Raw genomic sequence first — 19,741 nt, 5'->3', positions numbered from 1 at the left:
GATAAAATTATTTAGTTGTCAATCAATTGAGTCCGCCATGAACAATGCCTTGAAGGGTCGCCACGCCGTGGTGACCGGCGCCGCACGCGGAATCGGTGCCGAGATCGCAAGAACCCTTGCCTCCGAAGGCGCTCGGATCAGCCTGCTGGGCCGTGATCGGGCGGCCTTGGAACGCGCATGCGGCGCACTCCCTGGCGCGGGCCACGGTGTCGCCACCGTCGATGTGAGCGATCCAGAGTCGGTGCGCGCCGCTTTCGATGCGTTGCGTGCCGCTTCAGGCGCTGTGTCGATCCTCGTCAACAACGCCGGTCAGGCGGAGAGCGCACCTTTCCTGAAGACCTCCGTCGACCTGTGGCAGCGGATGCTGGCCGTCAATCTCACCGGCAGCTTTCTTTGTGCGCAAGCCGCATTGCCGGACATGCTCGACGCAGGCTGGGGCCGCATCGTCAACATCGCGAGCACGGCGGGGCAGAAGGGCTATGCCTACGTTGCCGCCTACACGGCCGCCAAGCACGGCGTGGTCGGACTCACGCGATCGCTCGCGCTCGAAGTGGCGCGCAAGGGCATCACCGTCAATGCCGTCTGTCCCGGCTACACCGACACCGACATCCTGCGCGCCAGCGTCGCGAATGTGGTCGGCAAGACCGGCCGCAGCGAAGCCGATGCGCTGGCCGAGTTCGCCGGAGTGAACCCGCAACGCCGCATCGTGCAGCCTGGCGAAGTGGCCGATGCCGTGCGCTGGCTTTGCGGAGAGAGCGCCGCCTCGGTCACCGGGCAGTCCATTTCCGTGTCCGGAGGAGAAGTGACTTGATCGACAGCACCAACGACCCTTCGCATGCCGTGCTCAGCGATGCGGAAGAACTGGGGCACGAAGCACGGGCCGGCCATGAGGACCATGCGGTGCTCAGGCTGTGGCTGCGCATGCTTGCGAGTACTACCCAGATCGAATCCGAAATCCGTAAGCGGCTGCGCGAGCGCTTCGGCATCACGCTCGCGCGCTTCGACTACATGGCGCAGCTCTACCGCTACCGCGAAGGGCTCAAGATGCGCGTGCTTTCGCGCTATCTGATGGTGACCGGCGGCAACGTGACCGGCCTCACGGACGAGCTGGAGCGCGAAGGCGTCGTCTCGCGCACGCCGAGCCCCGATGACCGCCGCGCATGGATCGTCAGCCTCACCGCAAAGGGGCGCCGCACTTTCGAGACCATGGCCAAGGAGCACGAGCAGTGGATCCTCGAGATGTTCTCCGGGCTCGACATGAAGACCGTGCGCCAACTGCACAGCCAACTCGGGCAACTGCGCGTGCAAATGATGCGCAACGAACCCACTCCGGAGGACAACCCATGAGCGAGCCCGCCGCGGCAGCGGAATTCCGCCGCGAGCGGCTCATCCGGTTTTCCGATTGCGACCCCGCGGGCATCGTCTTCTATCCGCAGTACTTCGTGATGTTCAACGGCTTGGTGGAAGACTGGGTCGACGAAGGACTCGGCATCGGCTATCGCAAGCTCATCGTCGACCAGCGGGTCGGCTTGCCCACGGTGCGCCTGGAGGCGGACTTTCGCGCGGTGAGCCGGATGGGCGACCGCGTGATCCTCGGGCTGACCGTGGAGCGCCTGGGCACGCGCTCGATCACGCTGGGACTGCACTGCTTCGATCACCAAGGTGAGACGCGCATGCGCATGCGGCAGGTGCTGGTGACCACCTCGCTTGAAAGTCATCGCGCGATCGAGATTCCGGCGGCGATGCGCGAGGCCATCTCGCGTGGAGCACAGGCCGAATCCTGACGCTCCCCCGGTTCAGGCCGCAAGTGCCTGTCGGGGCCCGGCGGCCGCTTCGCCCTGCGGCGCAACCGCCTCGAAGCCTCCCGCCTCGAGTTCTCCCGGCCGCTGCATCACCACCGGCTCACGCCGCGTCTTGTTGAACAGCAGCCGCGTGACATCCGGCCGCGAATAGTGGCCCGCGGGATCCCCGGCCGCCTTGGCCAGCGAGATCATTCCAAGATCGATATCGGCCACCACCAGTCCTTCCTGGTCTTCCGGCAAGTTGGTTCCCAGCGGCGAGCCGTCCGGCCCGTAGATGCGCGCGAAGCCTCCGCCCGCAAGCAGCATCTGTTGCTTCCCCGGATCGGTGCACAGCATCTCGTGCATGCCCTTGGACACCGTGGCGCAGGGCGCGACCACGAAGCATTGACCTTCCGCCGCATACACCTGGCTTGCGGCGTTGTTGACTTGCGCGCCCAGCGCATAGGCGGCGCCCCGATAGAGCGAGAAACTGGGCCACGCGCCGCAATGGATCTGCTCGTTCTGCGAATACATCGCGTACTTGCTGAGCGGCTGGAGATGCTCCCAGCAGGAGAGCGAGCCGATGTTGCCGACCGGCGTCTCGATCACGCTGAGGTCCGAGCCGTCGCCCTCGCCGAAAACGGTGCGTTCGACGTGCGTGGGCTTGAGCTTGCGGCGCGTCTGCAGCGTATTGCCCTGGTCGTCGATCAGCGCCTGCGCGATGTACAGACTGCCGGCTGCTTTCTCGCTGTAGCCGAGCGAAACCCACATCTTGTGCTTGCGCGCGGCATCCCTGACGCGATCGAATTCGGCCGAGCCGACGACGAGAGAGTTGTCGTGATAGCGCTGCACGAACTGCATGCCCCAGGCCGGCGAATCGAGCCAGATCCACCACGGATAGCCCGGCACCCATGTTTCCGGGAATGCGATCAGATTCACGCCCTGGCTTGCCGCCTGCGCGATGAGGTCGATGGTCTTGTCGATCGTGCCGTCGAGGTCGAGGAACACGGGGGCGGCCTGCACGGCGGCGACGCGAAGACGGGGATGGGCTTTGCTGGACATCAGGGGCTCCGGGTGGTTGGGAAGGAATCTCTTCGGGTTAGCGCGGTGGCATGCGCGTTGCTTGAAGCGTAAGTTCGCCGCCAGAATGCGCCTTGTCCGGAACGCGCGGCGTTCTTGATTCAGCGTTGCAACGCCGAATTTCGGAAGGAGCCTCTGATGGCCCGGCTGCTCAGCACCGACCTCGTTCCCCGCGACCAGCGTCTCGCGTACTGGACGGACATGATCTGCAATGTCTACGTCCAGCTCGGCTGCGATCCGGTGCCTGCCCCGGGTGGGAGGGGCGATTTCGAAGGCAGCATCCGGCAGCACACCTTGCCAAGTCTCGACGTGTCGGTGGTGACCTCCGGGCCGCAGAAGGTCATGCGCACGCCCGCCCACATTGCGCGGTCTTCAGACGACTACTTCCTGGTCAGCATCCAGGCGCGCGGCCGGGGCGTGGTGCGGCAGGACGGGCGAGACGCTGTGCTATCGGTGGGGGATTTCGCCCTGTACGACAGCACGCGCCCCTATCAGTTGCTGTTCGACGGCGCCTTCGAGCAGATCGTGCTCAAGCTGCCGGGCGAGCGGCTCCGCAGTGAACTGCGTGAGACGGAAGCGCTGACCGCCACCACCGTCTCGGGCCGCGAGGGTGCCGGGCATCTGCTGCTCGGCATGATCCGGACGCTGCGCGAAGACATCGATGCGCTGCAGCCTGCATCGGCGCTTGCGGTGGCGAGCGGGGTGCTCAACATCCTGGTCGCGGGCCTGCAGACGCTGCCGGCCGCGCGCTCACCGGCCCTGAGCAACCTGACGGCATTCCATCTCGCGCGCATCAAGCGGCGCATCGACGCCCGGCTGGAAGATCCTGCGCTGTCGGTGGGCGCGCTGGCGGGGGAGCTTGGCATGTCGGTCAGCCAGATCCACCGGGTGTTCAAAAGCGAGCCTTTGACGCCGTCGCAATACATCTGGGAACGCCGCCTCGAGGCCTGCAGCCGCGACTTGCTCGATCCGCGTCTTGCGGGTCGCACGGTGGGCGAGATCGCCTATGGCCGGGGCTTCAGCGACGCAGCGCACTTCAGCCGTGCCTTCCGCGAGCGCTTCGGCTGCTCGCCGCGCGAGTGGCGCCAGCAGATCCCGCACTGAGGATTCAGAATGACGCCCAAGTAACAAAAAACGGAGCGAGGCATGGCGCGAATTCAGCGGAGCGAACCCGAAAGCAGCGAACACGCAGCAAGGGCGCAGGAGCTCTCCGATGCGTTCACCAGTGAGAGGCCCAGCGTCGACGAGCGGATGGCCGCCGGCAAGGCGCTGCGAGAACGCGTTCCCCGTGCGAGCCATGGTGAGTTTCAGCGGCCGCCGAAAGTCGATCCGGTTGGAATCATTCGCACGCAGGCGTTGACGCGCATTCCCGAACTGGTGCCGGTGCGCCATATGCGCATGATGCAGTCGCCTTTCGCATTCCTTCGCGGATCGGCGGCAGTGATGGCGGCGGATCTGGCGCCGAGCGCGACAACGGGGCTCCAGGTGCAGACCTGTGGTGACATGCATGTGGCGAACTTCGGCGTCTTCGCTTCGGCCGAGCGGCAGCTTGTTTTCGCGATCAACGACTTCGACGAGACGCAACCCGGCCCCTGGGAATGGGACATCAAGCGACTTGCCGCCAGCGCATTTGTTGCGACGCAGTATCTGGGCGGCGATGCCGTGGCCTGCGAAACAGCATCCCGCACCGCCGTCGAGAGCTACCGCCGGCACATTCGGCGTTATGCCGGCATGGGCCAACTCGACGTGTGGTACGACACGATCGACAGCGCCAGGCTGCTCGATGCGCTGCCGCCATGGCTTCAGCCCGGCGCGGTGGCCGTGCTGGAAAAGGCTCGCAAGCGCAACCATCTGCAGGTGCTGGACAAGATGACCGACCTCATCGACAACCGGCATCACATCGTCGAGCAGCATCCTTTCATCGTGCGGGCGACGCATACCTCGGCAGGGCGGCCGGTGGAGGAGGCGTTGGGCCGGTTCCTCTTCGCCTACCTCGACTCGCTGGCGCCCGAGCGGCGCCAACTGCTGTCGCGCTATCGGGTGATGGATTTCGCGCAGAAGGTCGTCGGCGTCGGCAGCGTCGGCACGCGCTGCTGGGTGATCCTGTTGCAAGGCCGGGACAAGGATGATCCGTTGTTCCTTCAGATCAAGGAGGCGCAGCCTTCGGTGCTGTCGCCTTACCTGCCGCCGGATGCCGAATTCGCGATGCCCGCAAACCAGGGGCGGCGCGTGGTGGTCGGACAGCGGCTCATTCAGGGTTCGCCCGACATCTTCCTCGGCTGGGGCCGGCTCGATGGCGTGGACTACTACGTACGCCAGTTGCGCGACATGAAGGGCAGCATCGAACTTGAACCACACGCGACCAGCCCGTCGGCCTTTTCCCAATATTGCAGCATCTGCGGCTGGGCACTGGCGCTGGCGCATGCCAAGTCAGGAGATGCGGCAACGATCGGCGGCTATCTCGGCAAGTCGGACGTGTTCGACAACGCCATGGTTCGCTTTGCGGAAAGGTATGCGCGGCAGACCCATCGCGATTACAACGCCTTTGCCGCCGCAGCGCGCGAAGGCGCCGTCCAAGTGGCGGCGATGGAGCGGCTCCTGGCCCCTGCCGCCGGGTAGCTTCTCGACTACTTCACGTAGCTCTGCAGATGCTTGCAGGCACTCGCGAACATTGATTCGAAGTACATCTTCGACAGCGGGCCGCCCATGCTGATCGCGAGGTGCGGGTCCATGGCAACGCGATAGGTAAACCGGGTTTTTCCGGGCTCGGTTTCTTCCAACTGGTAGTCCTCCGCCATGGCATGGGCCAGCGGCACGGAGGTGCCAGTCGCGTAGAACGCCATCCGATGGTCGGGTTCCCAGATGAAAAAGTGCTCGTCGATATTGGCTGCAGCAAGCGACGCGGTTCGGGTCGTGCCGACACCATACGGTTTTTCACTGGTCCAGACGACCTTGTGAATGGCATGGAACCATTGCGGCCAGGATGCCTCATCTTCGAAGACGGCAAAGACTTTCGAGGGCGGCGCCTCGAGGTCGACGATGTTCTTGAACTGCAAGGGTGCTGTGTCGAAGAACGACGCATCGACGGGGCGGCAGGCAAAGTGCATGGTTCGATCTCCGATCGGAACTTTCATTCTGGCGCGCTGATTGGCGTGCATCCATCCCGGTGGTCACCTAAGACCACGTACGTGGCAGAAGGTCTCGAAGACGTGGCATTAGGTGCATTTCATGAGCTTCGATGGCGGGTGTTCTGCACTAGGATCGAATCCAAATCCGAAGCCAGCCGAACTGCCCTTTCCGCACGACCATGAATGACGTTGTCGCTTCGGCCCCGTCCCAAGCACCGCTGGAGGAGCTGCTCCGATTCGAGCGCCTGCTCACGGACTTGTCGGCCGCGTTCATCTCGCTGCCTGCGCAAGACATCGATGGCGCGATCAATCAAGGGCTGGCGCGGATGGTCTCGACCCTGGGCATCGATCGATCCACGCTGAATCGCCTTTGCCCGATCACCGGCCGCGCGGAGGCAACCCACTCCTACGCCATCGAGGGCGTGGACCTCGTGCCTAAATTCAAGTCGGCGCGTGAAACGAATCCATGGGGGCTGCTGAAGGCGAGAGCCAACGAGCCGATTGCGTTTGCGCGGCTGGACGAACTCCCGCCTGAAGCAAGCGTCGACAAGGAGACCTGGCGCAGGATCGGCTTGAAGTCTCACGTGATGATGCCGATCACGGTGGGAGGGCAATTGCACGGAAGTCTCGGATTCGGCTGCGTTCACAAAGAGCGGAGCTGGCCGGACGACCTGCTGGCGCGCATGCGGCTCCTGGCGGAGATTTTCGGGAGCGCACTCGCTCGCAAACGCGCGCAGGAGGAACTCCAGATGGCGCTGGGCTTCGAGCGGCTTGCAAGTGGCATCCTCGCGTCCCTCCTGATGTCGAAGCCCGGAGAGCAGAACCAGGCGATGGCGCTGGGCCTTCGGCAGATTGGCGAATTCGTGGGCGCCGAAAGAGCGGCGCTCTGGCGCGTCGGCGCCAACATCCCGTTCGGCGTGACACAGCAGTGGAACGCCGACGGATTCGCAGGCCCTGCGGCGGAGGGCAAAGTGCCCCAGTTGCCGTGGATCTACGCGCAGGTCCGAAGCGGCAGTGTCATCCGAATCGTTCACGTTCCAGACCTCCCGCCAAAGGCGCAGCTGGACGCGGAGACGCTGAGTCAGCTCGGCATACGTTCACTGCTGGCCGTGCCGATCAGGGTGGGGGGCAGCATCGCCGGGGCGCTGACTCTGGCGAGCATCGAGCTCGAACACGAATGGCCGGATGCATTGACGCCCGGGGTGACCCTGCTTGCCGAAGTATTCGCCAACCTGCACGTGCGCGAGGCCGCGGAGCGCCGCAAGCTGGCAGCCGAGGTCGAGGCGGCCCATTGGCGAGAACGGCTGGCGCATCTGGTGCGCGTACACACCGCGGGCGAGATGTCGGTTGGCCTCGCCCATGAGATCACCCAGCCACTTGGGGCGATCGAGAACTATGCGCTCGCCGCGCGTCGACGCGCCGCGGAGCCTGCGCCCGACATGGTCCGGCTGACCGATCTGCTCGACAAGATCATCGGACAGGCGACCCGCGCGGGCGATGTGGTGACGCGCATGCGCAGCATGGTTCAGCGGCACGATCTGGAGCCGAAGCTCATCGATATCGACCGGGCCGTGACCGAGTGCGTCGGCATGGTGAAGATGGACTGCGAACTGCGCGACATCCGCATCGTGCTGAAGGCGCAAACTTCATTGCCGGGCATTGTGGTCGACGAGATCCACTTGCAGCAAGTCATCCTGAACCTGCTGCGAAACGCAATGGAAGCCACCGAATTGGCCCGTTCCAACCTCGAGCGGGAGATTTCGGTCGGCATCTGCTTGAACGAGAGTGCGGACATGCTGGTGGAAGTCGCGGATCGCGGCGTCGGCATTGCCGGCGAAGACCTCGAGCGGATTTTCGAGTCGTTCTACTCGACCAAATCCAGTGGCCTCGGCGTGGGGCTGGCGATATGCCGCAAGCTGATCGAAGCGCACGGCGGCAAGCTGTGGGCTTCTCATCGCGATGGCGGTGGCGCGGTGTTCAGCTTCACGCTGCCGACGGCCGCCTCGGTGGATTGACGTCGGCAGCGGAGTTGTCCGGGCCGGGTGCGATTACAGTGACGCACCGCCCATTCCTCTCCAACTCGCAGCAATGCGTTTCCTGATGCGTCGTTTCACTACCTTCTCAGTCTTCGTGTTTGTGGCTCTGGTCGCCGGATGTGCTTCGCGCTCCGCTCCCCGCGTCACCTTTCTCGGCGACGGCGTGCTCAAGTCGCCGACTGCCGCGGAAGCCGAGGCGTACTGCCGCAACTTCGGGGCGCCGATGCGCTTTCTCGACACCAAGGGACCGGGCACGCCACAGGGCGAAGTCACCTATCGCTGCGACTGAGGGAAAAGTCCAACATATCGAATCCCATGCCTCGCTATGTCGCACTTCTTCGTGGTGTGAGCCCGATGAACGCCAAGATGGCGGAGCTGAAGCGCTGCTTCGAAAGCGCCGGCTTCACCGATGTGAAGACGCTCCTGTCGAGCGGCAATGTGGTCTTCAATGCCCGCGCTGCCTCGAACGCCGCGCTCGAACGCAGGGCCGAAGCGGCAATGGCCCAACACCTCGACCGCACGTTCCTCACCATCGTGAGGCCGGCAGATGCCCTGCGCTCCCTGATTGAGGCAGACCCCTACGCTGACTTTGAACTGCCTGCCAATGCCAAACGCGTCGTCACCTTCCTGCGCAGGCCCAGCGAAACGAAGCTTGCGCTGCCGATCGAGTTCGATGCGGCTCAGATCCTCTCGATGAAGGGCAGCGAAGTCTTCTCGGCCTATGTTCCCGGGCCGCGCGGCCCAGTGTTCATGACGTTGATCGAGAAGACATTCGGCGATGGCGTCACCACGCGCACCTGGGACACCGTCAGGAAATGCGCCGCGGCCTGAAGGCAGCGGCGCTCCGTCAGGTGACCAGCTTGTTCACGTGCCTGCTCAAAGCTTGCGCCGCTCGTTCGAGCAGGTGGAACTCTTCGTCCGATACCGAGTTGGTCATCAGGTCGAAGTGACTCAGCGTTCCCCATAGCTCGCCAAAATTGTTTGCGATAGGAACGCTGTGATAAGACACGACCACGCCCCGGTATGGATGAGTTGTCAGCCTCTGGTCGTGGCCCGAGTCGTCCGTTCGAAACGATTGATCCTTTCGCACGAACTGGCAGAAGCTGTGCTCGAAGGGCACGGCAAGCAGGAACTGAGGGGGAAGCTGATTGCGTTTGTCGTGCAACAGAACGTTGCGCAGAAGGTTGTCGTCGAAGCGGTAGATCGCGGTGTATCGGTGAGGGACGCCTTTGTTCAGATAAGCAAGCGCGGCAGCGGGACCATCGCTCAACAGAGCCGCTGAAAATGTATCGAAATTACGTGGTGCCAAAGTCATCCTTCCTCACTGCGGAGCGGCTCCGATGACTATAGGGCAAATGCGCGGCTCGCAAAAACCCAATGCGTTTGTTTTCCGATGTCACCGGAACTTTCAAGGAAAGCAATGAGGCCACGGTCGTTAAGGATCCTGAAATACATCGGACTCATTGCCGTCACGGCCATGGTCGTTCTGGTCGGCGGCCGCATCTACGGCGTTCAGAACGGGCCGCCTCTCAAGCAATGGCACACGCACGTGCCGCATGAGCTTTCCCGCGATGAACTCCGCAGGGCCGACTGGAACGCCTACATGGCTGCCGAGAATGCCGCCTTCGCGGAAGTGCGCGCCGAGGTGATGGACAAGCTGCCTCGAGAAGACCAGGTGCCCGGCAACCGCTACTACGAGGCCAGTCCACTCAACGCGGCGCACTTCGCGCAGGACTGGAATCGTTCGTTCGTGCTCGAGCCGAAGGGGCAGCCCGCCGGCGCCGTCGTCTTGCTGCACGGACTGACGGATTCACCCTACAGCCTCCGCCATATCGCCGAGCTGTATCGGGATCACGGTTTTGTCGCTGTCGCGATGCGCATGCCCGGTCACGGGACCGTACCCGCGGGATTGACGAACATCGATTGGAAAGACTGGTCGGAAGCGACGCGTCTGGCGGTGCGCGAGGCCCGCCGCCGTGTGCCTGCACCGCTGCCGCTGCACATGGTCGGCTATTCCAACGGTGGGGCGCTAGCGATGAATTACGCGCTCGATGCGCTGGACGACGAGAGCCTCGCGCGGCCGGACCGGCTCGTGCTCATCACGCCAATGATCGGTGTGACCGCGCTTTCGCGATTCGCCGGCGTGCTCGGGTGGCCGGCGGTCTTCCCGGCTTTCGAGAAGGCGGCGTGGCTCGGCATCACGCCTGAGTTCAATCCCTTCAAATACAACTCCTTTCCCGTGAATGGCGCGCGGCAATCGTCGCTGCTGACGCGGGACCTGCAGGCCCACATCGAGCGCGAGGCGAGCGCCGGGCGCTTGGCCAGGCTGGCGCCGATCCTCACGTTCCAGTCGGTGGTCGATGCCACCGTCAGCACGCGCGCCATCGTGACCAGTCTCTATGAGCGCCTTCCTGCGAACGGCAGCGAGCTGGTGCTCTTCGACATGAACCGCAGCGCCAAGTTTGGTCCGCTGTTGAACGACGCGAGCGATCCGCAACCGGCCCGATTGCTCGCGCCGGCACCGAGATCATTCAGGGCGACGTGGATCACCAATGACGACACGGGCTCCCTGCAAGTGGTGGAGCGCGCCACCGAAGCGGGTGCGGTGGCAGAGAAGGTCCGCCCTTTGGGGCTTGCGTTTCCGCGCGAGGTGTATTCGCTGTCGCATGTGGCGCTGCCGTTTCCGGTGACGGACGGCTTGTACGGATTGCAGCCGGATGGGCGAGAGGACTTTGGCATCAGCCTCGGCGCGCTCGCCGTGCGCGGAGAAAACCGCGCGCTCGCGGTCAGCTCCGACTTTCTCACGCGACTATTGTCGAACCCGTTCTACCCGTACATGGCTCATCGGATCGAAGAGGGTCTTCCGCGACCGTAGGGATGCAGCGCCGCGCAGTTTTGCAATTGCTCAGGCCAGCCTGAAGGGCAGCTCGCGCACCGATTTGCCCGTGATCGCCGCAACCGCATTCGCAAAAGCGGGCGCAAGCGGCGGCAGTCCTGGCTCGCCCATGCCTGTGGGTGCGTCGGCACTCGGAACGGTGTACACGGCGATCTTCGGCATGTCGGTGATTCGAGGGACCACGAAGTCACCGAAGTTGCTTTGCTGCACCACTCCGTCCTTGAGCGTGATCGCGGCGCCGGGAAGGCACATCGAAAGACCCATGACGGCGGCGCCTTGCACCTGTGCTTCCACGGTCTCCGGGTTGACCACGAGGTTGCAATGCACGCCCGCGGTGACGTTGTGCAGTGTGGGAGTGCCATCCTTGACCGAAGCCTCCACCACGTACGCCACCACCGAATTGAAGGACTCGTGCACGGCCACGCCCCAGGCGCGTCCTGCGTCGAGCTTCTTCTTGCCGTAGCCGGACTTGTCCACTGCCAGTTGCAAAGCCGCCTTGTGCCGCGGATGCTGATCGCCGATGAGCTTCATGCGATAGGCGACGGGGTCTTGCCTGGTGGTGCGGGCGATTTCGTCGAGCAGCGTTTCCATGACGAACGCCGTGTGGGTCGAGCCCACGCTGCGCCACCAGAGCACCGGCACGTTGAGCTTCGGGTGATGCACGGTGAGACGCATCGGAATCTCGTACGGCTCCTTCATGCCTTCGACCGCCGTGCCGTCGATCCCGTCCTTGACCATCATCGGCTCGAACATGCTGCCCATCAGCAGTGACTGGCCGACGATCGCATGGTCCCATCCAATGATCTTGCCCTGTGCGTCGAAGCCGATCTTCGCCGTGTGAAGATGCATCGGACGGTAATAGCCGCCCTTTATGTCGTCTTCGCGGCTCCACAGCGTGCGGATCGGTGCCGCGATGCCCGCTGCCTGTGCGGCCTTGACCACGCTGCAAGCCTCCGAGACGAAGTCGCTGGTCAAGAGACCGCGGCGACCGAAGCCGCCCCCCGCCATCTGCACATTGACCCTGACGTTCTGTGGCGGCACGCCGAGAATCTTTGCGGCCGCCATTCCGTCGATGCCCGGCATCTGCGTCCCCGTCCACACTTCGGCCTTGTCGCCGGTGAGGCTGACCGTGCAGTTGAGCGGTTCCATCGGCGCGTGCGCGAGATAGGGGAACACGAACTCGGCATTTATCTTGTGCGGTGCGCCGGCGAGCTTCGACACGTCGGCGTCGAACTTGCGCGGGCCCGGCTTCGTCGCGAGGTCACGGTACTGCGCGAGTTGCTTGTCGCTGTCGACCTTCTCGACATTGCTGGTGTCCCATTCGAGCTTGAGCGCGTCGCGGCCTTGCTTGGCAGGCCAGTAGCCGTCTGCGACCACGGCCACACCTTCGCCGCCGCGGTCGAGCGGAACGCGGAGCACGGCCTTGACGCCCTTGATGCGCTTCGCTGCGCTGTCATCCACGGACTTGAGCTTGGCCGCGAACACCGGCGGATGAGCCACCACGGCGGTCAGCATGCCAGGCAGGCGCATGTCGATGCCGTAGCTTTGCTGGCCGCTCGACTTGGCTTGCGCGTCGAGCCTGCCCGTGGGCTTGCCAATGAGCCGAAAGTCCTTCGGGTCCTTCAGCTTGACGGCCTCCGGCACCGGCTGCTTCATTGCCGCCTCTGCAAGTTCGCCATAGCCAAGCTTCTTGCCTCCCGGGCCGATGACGACGCCATCGCGCGTCTTCAGCGTGGCCGGATCGGCCTTCCACTGCGCCGCTGCTGCACTGATGAGCATCGCCCGTGTGCGCGCACCGAGTTCACGGTATTGCGTGTACGAATTCTTGACCGAACCCGATCCGCCGGTGATGTGCATGCCGAATGCTGGATCGACGTAGGCCGGATCGTTGTTCCCATGAACGCTCTTGACCTTCGACCAATCAGCATCGAGCTCCTCCGCCAGGATCATCGGCAGCGCCGTCTGCACGCCTTGTCCGAAATCGAGCCGGTTGATGGTGATGGTGGTGGTTCCGTCACGGTCGATTCGCACGAAGGCAGCTGGCTGCTGCAATGGCTTCAATCCTGCGGGCTTCACGCCGGTGGCGTTCGAGTCCTGCGCCAGTGCGCTCATCGGGAAGACGCCCAGCGCGAAGCCTGTCACGACCGTGAGCTTCATGAAGCTGCGCCGGGGAAGGCCTGTGGCTGGTGCTTGTGCTTGTGTCGTGTCGTCCTGGCCTTGCATCAGCGCCTGCAGGTTGGCCGGAAGCTCGAAGGTGGTCTGATCGAAATTCATGTCGTGGTCTCCTTCAAGCCAGTGTTTTGGCGGCGTCGGCAACTGCGGCACGAATGCGCGCATAGGTCCCGCAGCGGCAGATGTTGCCGGCCATGGCCGAATCGATGTCGGCTTCGCTCGGCAGCTTGCCCGGCGCGAGCGTCTTGAGGAAAGCGGTCGCGGACATGATCTGGCCGCTCTGGCAGTAGCCGCATTGCGCCACGTCGTGCTTGACCCACGCCTCGTGAACGGCCTTGCCGACCTTGTCGCTGCCATCGGTGACGGCTTCGATCGTCGAGATCTTCTGTCCCTCGGCAGCGGAGATGGGTGTGATGCATGAACGGATCGCCTGCCCGTTCAGGTGGACCGTGCAGGCGCCGCACAGCGCTGCGCCGCAGCCGAACTTGGTGCCCGTCATGCCCAGCGTGTCACGCAGTGTCCAGAGGATCGGCGTGGAGGGGTCGAGGTCGACCTGTCGATCCTTGCCGTTGATATTGAGTGTTGTCATCGCGAGGTCCTTTGAGCGAACAATAATTCGGCCAAACGATAGACCTGTATGCCGCCACGGTCAAGCGAATCAAGCCTTGATGCCGTCCCAGCAGAGGCCGAAAGCCATCGTCAGATTGGCATTGGTGTGAGCCAATGCGCCTGAGCGCAAAAGGTTGGCCGTTTCGCGAACCGAGCCGCCGAAGCTGTTGATGAGCAGCACGGTCGGGACGTCTTTCAGGATCTGCTGGGCCTTGGCCTCTTCAATCAGATCAATCCAGCCCTTGATGAGGCGAGCCGAGAGGTTTCGGCTCTCTTCGCTGAACCATGGCGAGTTGTAGTACTGCTCCAGAAAGATCACTTGCGCATAGTGCGTGAGGCGGTGCTCCAGCCAGTTCATCCACATGTGCCGAAAGCGGCTGCGAAAGGGCGCTTTGGGATTGTCGCCATGCATGAGGCTGGCCGCCGTCGCTGTCTTGGCCTGCTCGTAGAGCGCGACCATCAACTCTTCCTTGGATTTGAAATACACATAGAGCGTGCCCGTGGCCAAGCCCGCTTCGCGTGCGATGGAGGCCATGGTCAAGCCGCTCAGGCCGGTTTGCTCGACGAGCGTGAAGGTCGCTTCGGCGATGGCTCGGAGCTTTTCGTCGTCTTTGAGTTTCACGGTGTCGATCTTAGGTTTTTTCGGCTCTTGAATGAACAGGTGTTCATTAAAAGCCGCCGACAGATCGCGATGCAGTGCTTGGGAGAGAAAGTATGGGAGCGGAAAAAAACAAAGGCCTCCGCAAGGGAGGCCTTTGAAGTCGAGCACTGTGTGCTCTCAATTTTTGGTGGGCCCTGAGTGACTCGAACACTCGACCTACGGATTAAGAGTCCGCTGCTCTACCAACTGAGCTAAGAGCCCCTGAAAAACATCTCTGTCGTTTCAGGCAATCCGACGATTATAGCCACAACTTTTGCACGCTTCTTCAGGCTCTTTCAAAAATGCAGGCGATGCCTTGGCCCCCGCCGATGCACATCGTGACCAGTGCGTAGCGGCCCCGAATGCGCTTGAGTTCATACAGTGCCTTGACGGTGATCAACGCACCGGTCGCGCCGATCGGATGCCCCAGCGAAATGCCCGAACCGTTCGGATTGACCTTCGCGGGGTCGAGCCCGAGGTCCTTCGTCACCGCGCAGGCCTGCGCCGCGAAAGCTTCGTTGGCTTCGACCACGTCCATGTCCGACGCCTTGAGGCCAGCCTTCTCGAGCGCCTTGCGTGATGCCGGCACAGGGCCGATGCCCATGTAGTTCGGATCCACGCCGGCAAAGGCGTAGGCCACCACACGCGCCATGGGCTTCAGGCCGCGCCGGGCCGCTTCTTCCTTTTCCATCAGCACGACGGCGGCGGCCGCGTCGTTCAGGCCCGAAGCGTTGCCGGCCGTGACGGTGCCGTTCTCTTTGAGGAAGGCGGGCTTGAGCTTTGCCATGTCTTCGATCTTGGCGTTGAAGCGCACGTGCTCGTCCGTGTCGAACTGCGTGGGTCCCTTGCGGCTTTCGAGCGTCACCGGAACGATCTGCGACTTGAAGCGGCCAGACTCGATGGCGTTCTGCGCGCGCTGATGGCTCGCGAGCGCGGTCTGGTCCTGTGCTTCGCGGCTGATGTCCCACTTCTTGGCGACGTTCTCTGCGGTGATGCCCATGTGGATGTTCTGGAACGGGTCATGGAGCGCGCCGATCATCATGTCCACGAGTTTGGTGTCGCCCATGCGAACGCCCCAGCGAGCCGTCAATGAAGCAAAAGGCGCTCGACTCATGCTCTCTGCGCCGCCACCGACGGCCACCTTGGCATCGCCCAGCTGAATGCTCTGCGCCGCAGTCACGATCGCTTGCAGGCCCGAGCCGCACAGCCGGTTGACCGTCAGCGCGGGCGTCTCCTGCGCGCAGCCGCCTTCGATGGCGGCGACGCGGCCCATGTACATGTCGCGCGGTTCGGTGTTGATGACATGGCCGAAGACCACGTTTTCGACGTCCTTGCCATCGACCTTGGCGCGCGCCAAGGCTTCCTTGGTGACCAAGCCGGCCAGCTTGGTGGGTGGAACATCCTTCAGGCTTCCGCCAAATGTTCCGATGGCGGTGCGAACCGCGCTGACGACAACTACTTCTTTCATGACGAGTCTCCAATCCAAAACGCAAAACGACAGCTGCAATCATGCCAGCACGAGCGCTGGTGTCGTGACGCCGGCGTTACCATCCTTGCCCAACCAGGAGCCTTGAAATGAACGAAGCGAACCCCTCGCGGCATGTGGTCGTGACTGGCGCCGCAGGCGCGCTCGGTCGCGCCGTGGTGCAGTACTTTCTCGACCAGGGCGCCCGCCTCGCGCTGATCGATCACCGGCTGGAGCATCTGACCAGCGCCTTTCCCGGCCTGGACAACTCCCAGCATCTGCTGCTGGAGGCGGATGTCACATCCGCGCCGGCAATGGCCGATGTGGCAACACGCATCCTCGGCGCTTTCAAGCAGGTCGATGCGCTGGTCCACATCGCGGGCGGCTTCGAGATGGGCGAGACGGTGCATGCGCTCAGCCGCGACGCCTGGGACCGCATGATGAATCTCAATGCCTGGTCTTTCGTGGCGGTTTCGCAGGCGCTGGTGCCGCCGATGATCGAGCGCAAGTCCGGCAGCGTGGTCGCGGTCACCGCAAGGACGGCCGCCCGGGGTTTGTCGGCCATGTCGGCCTACATCGCGTCGAAGAGCGCCCTGCAGCGACTGGTCGAAGCCTCCGCGGCCGAACTCGCGCCGCACGGCATCAACGTCAACAGCATTGCGCCCAGCGTGCTCGACACCCCCGCCAATCGGCAGGCGATGCCGAATGCCAACCCGGCAGGATGGGTGTCGACCAGCGTGGCGGCCCAGGCGATCGCCTTCCTCGTTTCTCCAGGCGCGGCCGCAGTGCACGGCCAGCACCTCACGCTCGACACCTGATCCTGTCCGGGCCGGCGGTGGCCGGCGCATGCACCAAGGGGCAGGCGTCGCTTCACCTTCGGACACAAGTGCGCTTTGCCCGCGACCTGCGCATGCTAGGGGAGGGCGGAGGCGCACCGCATATGTTTGCCGCGCGGTTTCGTTCGAGGAGACAACGATGGCGCACGTGATCCCCGGACCCGACAGGCAGGCAAGACTCACTGACGAATACATCCGACTGGTCGCGCGCGACGTCTTTTTCTGGGCGTGGCCGATCGTCAACGTCTACAACCGCCGCAGCACCTTCGGCAAGTTGCCGCACCCGATGCTCCTGGGCGGCGTGCTGCGGTGGGACCGGTCAATACGCTGACGATGCTCACCGACTACATCGATCCAGCCGAGCGCGCTGTCGCGTGTCCCAATCAGGACGTGGTGTATGGCAACGCCATCATCGCGCTCGACGAGTCGCCGGTGGTGCTGCAAGTGCCGGATTTCGGCGATCGCTTCTGGGTGTACCAGGTGGTGGATTCGCGCACCGACAGCTTCGCCGAACTGCGCAAGATGTATGGCACGCGGCCGGGCTTCTATCTGCTGGTCGGACCCAACTGGGTGGGCACGGTACCGCACGGCATCAGCAAGGTGTTCGCGTCGCAGACTGGCACGGGGGTGGTGGTGCCGCGCGTTTTCAGGGAAGACACGCCGCAGGACCTAGCGGCGGTGCAGCCGGTGATCAACGAGATCGGGCTCTATCCGGTTGCCGAGTTCGACGGCAGGTCCAAAGTCACGGACTGGCGCAAAGTACCGGTTGTGAGCAATCCGTCGAAAGGCGGCGAAAGCGGCAATGGTGGCGACGGCGCGGAAACCCGCTGGGTTCGGCCTCTGGCCTTTCGCGAATTGCTTCCGGCCGTGCTGGCCGACGCCAAGCCGCTGCTCGGTGAGTCGGCGCGTTATTCGCAAGTGCTGGCAGTCGCGCCCAGGGGCTCGTCGAAACGACCTTGCGTTGCACGAGTCAACCGCGTCGACCACTTCAACGCGCTCGCGTTGCCAACTGTCCTGTTCGTCAATTTCGCGGAAGAAGACTCGCTGCAGATCGAGTTCACGTCTGAACAAGGTCTCATGCTTCGGTTCGACCAGATCGAGGCGACCTACGAATTGGCGCGCGACGCGGAGCGCGAGCCGATCGTCCGAGGGGCTGAGGCGGATCAACGCGATCCTGTCGATGACTGCACGGTGTGCCCATTGGCGGAGTAGTAGCCTGCGAGCATCGTGGCAGCGCATAGCCCAGAACTGCCGCTTACGTCAGTAGCCAAAGATTGCGGTTCACATCGTCTCCATCAGTCGTTCTACAGCTCGACGCGCAGCATCGATCGCGCCAGCCAAGTAGCCCGGGAACTCCGGGGACCACTCGCTGCCGATGCCTGACATGCATCCTGCCCACGGACCAGTCGCAGCGGTCGAAGCAGGCGCAGCAGCATGGCCTCCAGCGGCAGCACTGGAATCGGCCGGCACTGCGGTCCACTGTTCGCTCGACCAGTCTTGTAGCCACTCCTGCACCGGGGTAGCCGCCTGCGGCCCGAACAATCGGACCATCTGGGCGCGGCATAGGGCGCGCAACTGCTCGACGGGAATGCCCCGCCTCACTCGTGCTGGCGTCCCCACGAATCCGAATAGGGCACCTGCCCCTGCCTCCGGGCCTGCATCGTGAATCTCGACCATGGGACCCACATGGCTGAAAGCATCACCGGATAGACCCGAGCTGCGCCAGAACGGCGTGTCATACATGGCGACGTACTTGGCATGCGGGGCCATCCACGTTGCCGTGTTCGTCCACTGGGCCGCCAGCTGCGCCGGCAACTCTGGCTCGAAGCGCACCATCGAGGCGGCGAGCCGTGGTGGCATCGCTAGCAGCAGGTGTTGACCTGCAAACGCGACGGCCGCTCCCCCTGTGCGCCGTGCGTCGATGCGCAGGCCGCCGGACGACGCGTGGATAGCTTCAACGGCATGGCCCGTGAAGACGCGCCTGGAATCGACGCGGGCTTTCAGCGCGTCCAGTAGCGCACCCATGCCCCCGGCCAGTCGCATCGATTCGGGAGACGCCGGGTAACCAGAAAGGCGCTCTGGCCCTCGCTGCGCAGACCGCTCAAACAGTGCCTCGCCCGTGGTTGGCTGCGCAAAAGTGCGCAAGCCCAGGTATTGGACCAGTGCAGCGAACTCCGGCTGCAACTCGGGCCAGAACCATGTTGCCCCCAGATCGACACGAGCCATGTCCGGGTTCGACGAAGAGGCGGATATCACGCGCCCGCCGAGGCAAGACCGGGCTTCCAGCAGCAAGTAGTCGTCCACGTTGGAAGACTCCAACAAGAAGGCCGCATAAAGACCAGCGAGTCCGCCACCGACGATGATGATGCGTGCTTGCGTCATGGAGTCTGCAGACCCTGCTCGAACCGTGAGACCTGCTCAGGCGTTGGCAGATGGCCTGTCTTGATGAACACGGTTGTCGCCTTGCCTGCCTCCAGTTCGACCCATGATGAAGCAGGGGTGCGAATCCAGCTGCGAGCGGGAAAACGCCCCACATCGTCCGCCAGCTCGCCATCCACCACAAGAAGCTCCGCTCCAGACGTCGCATCCAACGTGAGCCGCTGGCCCGGGAGCAGTCGTTCCATACGGACGCATTCTTGACCGTTGTCGAACAGGGCGCACTGCTCTCTTCCTCCGTTGCGGCGCCAGTTCGCGGGGTCGCGGGTGTCTGTGCGCACCGGTCCAGCTTCGGCGCCCTCCATCTGCCACAGCTTCACGAAGATGACCGCGCCGTCGTCGCTGAAGGGCTGATGCACAGATCCTGGCGGATTGCGCAAGTACCACCCCGCCGGGAAGTCCTGCTCTGCATCCGAGAACACGCCATCGAGCACAAGGATCTCCTCGCCCCCCGGATGCTCATGCGCCGGGAATCGAGAACCCTGGTCGTACCGGACCAAGCTGGTCGCACGAGCACGCTCGCCCCCAACGCGGTCAAGCATCACGCGGGCGACACCGCCTTGAGGCGACGGCACCCAGCGATGCCCATCGGGCGTGACGACAGCAGCCTTTGTAAAGTCGGCGTTCATGCGCATGGTGCAGCTCGATGCAGTCGGTCGATG

21 protein-coding genes and 1 tRNA gene are annotated in these 19,741 nt (G+C 63.7%); 12 read left to right on the top strand and 10 right to left on the bottom strand.

The annotated features are described in order from the left end of the window. The first annotated feature begins 37 nt into the window (after positions 1–37). The 3 genes from AC1DSF_RS16040 to AC1DSF_RS16030 are packed head-to-tail and all read left to right on the top strand — an operon-like array spanning position 38 to position 1,784. A complete protein-coding gene (locus AC1DSF_RS16040; protein WP_478127196.1) occupies positions 38–811 on the top strand; it encodes an SDR family NAD(P)-dependent oxidoreductase in 774 nt (257 codons plus the stop codon). Next, positions 808–1,347, top strand: coding sequence for a MarR family winged helix-turn-helix transcriptional regulator (locus AC1DSF_RS16035; RefSeq protein WP_478127195.1), 540 nt, complete (start codon positions 808–810; stop codon positions 1,345–1,347). The genes AC1DSF_RS16040 and AC1DSF_RS16035 overlap by 4 nt, the downstream gene beginning before the upstream one ends. Beyond that, entirely contained in the window at positions 1,344–1,784 is a 441-nt protein-coding gene (locus AC1DSF_RS16030; RefSeq protein WP_478127194.1) for an acyl-CoA thioesterase, read from the top strand. The genes AC1DSF_RS16035 and AC1DSF_RS16030 overlap by 4 nt, the downstream gene beginning before the upstream one ends. 12 nt (positions 1,785–1,796) lie before the next feature. On the opposite strand, the gene AC1DSF_RS16025 is transcribed toward AC1DSF_RS16030, so the two are convergent. Beyond that, positions 1,797–2,843 carry a carbon-nitrogen hydrolase family protein gene (locus AC1DSF_RS16025; protein ID WP_478127193.1) on the bottom strand — a complete coding sequence of 349 codons (1,047 nt, stop codon included), beginning with the start codon at positions 2,841–2,843 and terminating at the stop codon, positions 1,797–1,799. 156 nt (positions 2,844–2,999) lie between these two features. Here AC1DSF_RS16025 and AC1DSF_RS16020 point away from each other — a divergent pair, with 156 nt between their 5' ends. Then, the gene (locus AC1DSF_RS16020; RefSeq protein WP_478127192.1) at positions 3,000–3,965 is read left to right on the top strand and encodes an AraC-like ligand-binding domain-containing protein; all 966 of its coding nucleotides are present in this window, start codon (positions 3,000–3,002) and stop codon (positions 3,963–3,965) included. A gap of 252 nt (positions 3,966–4,217) precedes the next feature. Further along, a complete protein-coding gene (locus AC1DSF_RS16015) occupies positions 4,218–5,480 on the top strand; it encodes a DUF2252 domain-containing protein (RefSeq protein WP_478127364.1) in 1,263 nt (420 codons plus the stop codon). An 8-nt stretch (positions 5,481–5,488) separates the two neighbouring features. Here AC1DSF_RS16015 and AC1DSF_RS16010 read toward each other — a convergent pair whose 3' ends face one another. Continuing rightward, positions 5,489–5,968 carry an SRPBCC family protein gene (locus tag AC1DSF_RS16010; RefSeq protein ID WP_478183121.1) on the bottom strand — a complete coding sequence of 160 codons (480 nt, stop codon included), beginning with the start codon at positions 5,966–5,968 and terminating at the stop codon, positions 5,489–5,491. Positions 5,969–6,168: 200 nt separating this feature from the next. Between AC1DSF_RS16010 and AC1DSF_RS16005 the strand changes: the two genes are divergently transcribed. From AC1DSF_RS16005 to AC1DSF_RS15995, 3 genes are all read left to right on the top strand, one after another. Next, positions 6,169–8,004 carry an ATP-binding protein gene (locus AC1DSF_RS16005; protein ID WP_478127190.1) on the top strand — a complete coding sequence of 612 codons (1,836 nt, stop codon included), beginning with the start codon at positions 6,169–6,171 and terminating at the stop codon, positions 8,002–8,004. Positions 8,005–8,089: 85 nt separating this feature from the next. Continuing rightward, positions 8,090–8,314 (top strand): hypothetical protein, encoded by a 225-nt coding sequence (locus AC1DSF_RS16000; protein ID WP_478183120.1) that lies wholly within the window; start codon positions 8,090–8,092, stop codon positions 8,312–8,314. A gap of 26 nt (positions 8,315–8,340) precedes the next feature. Beyond that, positions 8,341–8,856: a DUF1697 domain-containing protein gene (locus AC1DSF_RS15995; protein ID WP_478183119.1), complete on the top strand. Its 516-nt coding sequence runs from the start codon at positions 8,341–8,343 to the stop codon at positions 8,854–8,856. 16 nt (positions 8,857–8,872) lie between these two features. Here the strand turns inward: AC1DSF_RS15995 and AC1DSF_RS15990 are convergent, their stop codons facing one another. Further along, complete coding sequence (locus AC1DSF_RS15990; protein WP_478183118.1) at positions 8,873–9,340, bottom strand: guanylate cyclase; 468 nt, start codon at positions 9,338–9,340, stop codon at positions 8,873–8,875. A gap of 105 nt (positions 9,341–9,445) precedes the next feature. Here AC1DSF_RS15990 and AC1DSF_RS15985 point away from each other — a divergent pair, with 105 nt between their 5' ends. Further along, on the top strand, positions 9,446–10,900 hold the full coding sequence (locus AC1DSF_RS15985) for an alpha/beta hydrolase (protein ID WP_478183117.1): 1,455 nt from the start codon (positions 9,446–9,448) through the stop codon (positions 10,898–10,900). 30 nt (positions 10,901–10,930) lie between these two features. Here AC1DSF_RS15985 and AC1DSF_RS15980 read toward each other — a convergent pair whose 3' ends face one another. The 5 genes from AC1DSF_RS15980 to bktB all read right to left on the bottom strand — a co-directional run bounded on the left by AC1DSF_RS15980 (position 10,931) and on the right by bktB (position 15,810). Beyond that, on the bottom strand, positions 10,931–13,195 hold the full coding sequence (locus AC1DSF_RS15980; RefSeq protein ID WP_478183116.1) for a xanthine dehydrogenase family protein molybdopterin-binding subunit: 2,265 nt from the start codon (positions 13,193–13,195) through the stop codon (positions 10,931–10,933). 13 nt (positions 13,196–13,208) lie between these two features. Beyond that, positions 13,209–13,682, bottom strand: coding sequence for a (2Fe-2S)-binding protein (locus tag AC1DSF_RS15975; RefSeq protein WP_478127184.1), 474 nt, complete (start codon positions 13,680–13,682; stop codon positions 13,209–13,211). 69 nt (positions 13,683–13,751) lie between these two features. Further along, on the bottom strand, positions 13,752–14,324 hold the full coding sequence (locus tag AC1DSF_RS15970) for a TetR/AcrR family transcriptional regulator (protein WP_478127183.1): 573 nt from the start codon (positions 14,322–14,324) through the stop codon (positions 13,752–13,754). Between the two features lie 164 nt (positions 14,325–14,488). Next, positions 14,489–14,564: transfer RNA gene (locus AC1DSF_RS15965), tRNA-Lys, on the bottom strand. Positions 14,565–14,628: 64 nt separating this feature from the next. Beyond that, entirely contained in the window at positions 14,629–15,810 is a 1,182-nt protein-coding gene (gene bktB, locus AC1DSF_RS15960) for a beta-ketothiolase BktB (protein WP_478127182.1), read from the bottom strand. 107 nt (positions 15,811–15,917) lie between these two features. Between bktB and AC1DSF_RS15955 the strand changes: the two genes are divergently transcribed. From AC1DSF_RS15955 to AC1DSF_RS15945, 3 genes are all read left to right on the top strand, one after another. Next, entirely contained in the window at positions 15,918–16,625 is a 708-nt protein-coding gene (locus AC1DSF_RS15955) for an SDR family NAD(P)-dependent oxidoreductase (RefSeq protein ID WP_478183115.1), read from the top strand. 157 nt (positions 16,626–16,782) lie between these two features. Next, positions 16,783–16,974, top strand: coding sequence for a hypothetical protein (locus AC1DSF_RS15950; protein WP_478127180.1), 192 nt, complete (start codon positions 16,783–16,785; stop codon positions 16,972–16,974). Then, the gene (locus AC1DSF_RS15945; protein WP_478183114.1) at positions 16,953–17,855 is read left to right on the top strand and encodes a DUF1254 domain-containing protein; all 903 of its coding nucleotides are present in this window, start codon (positions 16,953–16,955) and stop codon (positions 17,853–17,855) included. The genes AC1DSF_RS15950 and AC1DSF_RS15945 overlap by 22 nt, the downstream gene beginning before the upstream one ends. A gap of 69 nt (positions 17,856–17,924) precedes the next feature. Here the strand turns inward: AC1DSF_RS15945 and AC1DSF_RS15940 are convergent, their stop codons facing one another. Together AC1DSF_RS15940 and AC1DSF_RS15935 are read right to left on the bottom strand one after the other, a co-directional pair. Next, positions 17,925–19,025, bottom strand: coding sequence for a flavin monoamine oxidase family protein (locus AC1DSF_RS15940; protein ID WP_478127178.1), 1,101 nt, complete (start codon positions 19,023–19,025; stop codon positions 17,925–17,927). Then, positions 19,022–19,708: a cupin domain-containing protein gene (locus tag AC1DSF_RS15935; RefSeq protein ID WP_478183113.1), complete on the bottom strand. Its 687-nt coding sequence runs from the start codon at positions 19,706–19,708 to the stop codon at positions 19,022–19,024. The genes AC1DSF_RS15940 and AC1DSF_RS15935 overlap by 4 nt, the downstream gene beginning before the upstream one ends. Positions 19,709–19,741 lie beyond the last annotated feature (33 nt).

Source organism: Variovorax sp. 01N429, from assembly GCF_056399425.1.
The sequence above is the reverse complement of the archived record's forward strand: the minus strand, read 5'-3'. Positions and strand labels throughout refer to the sequence as shown.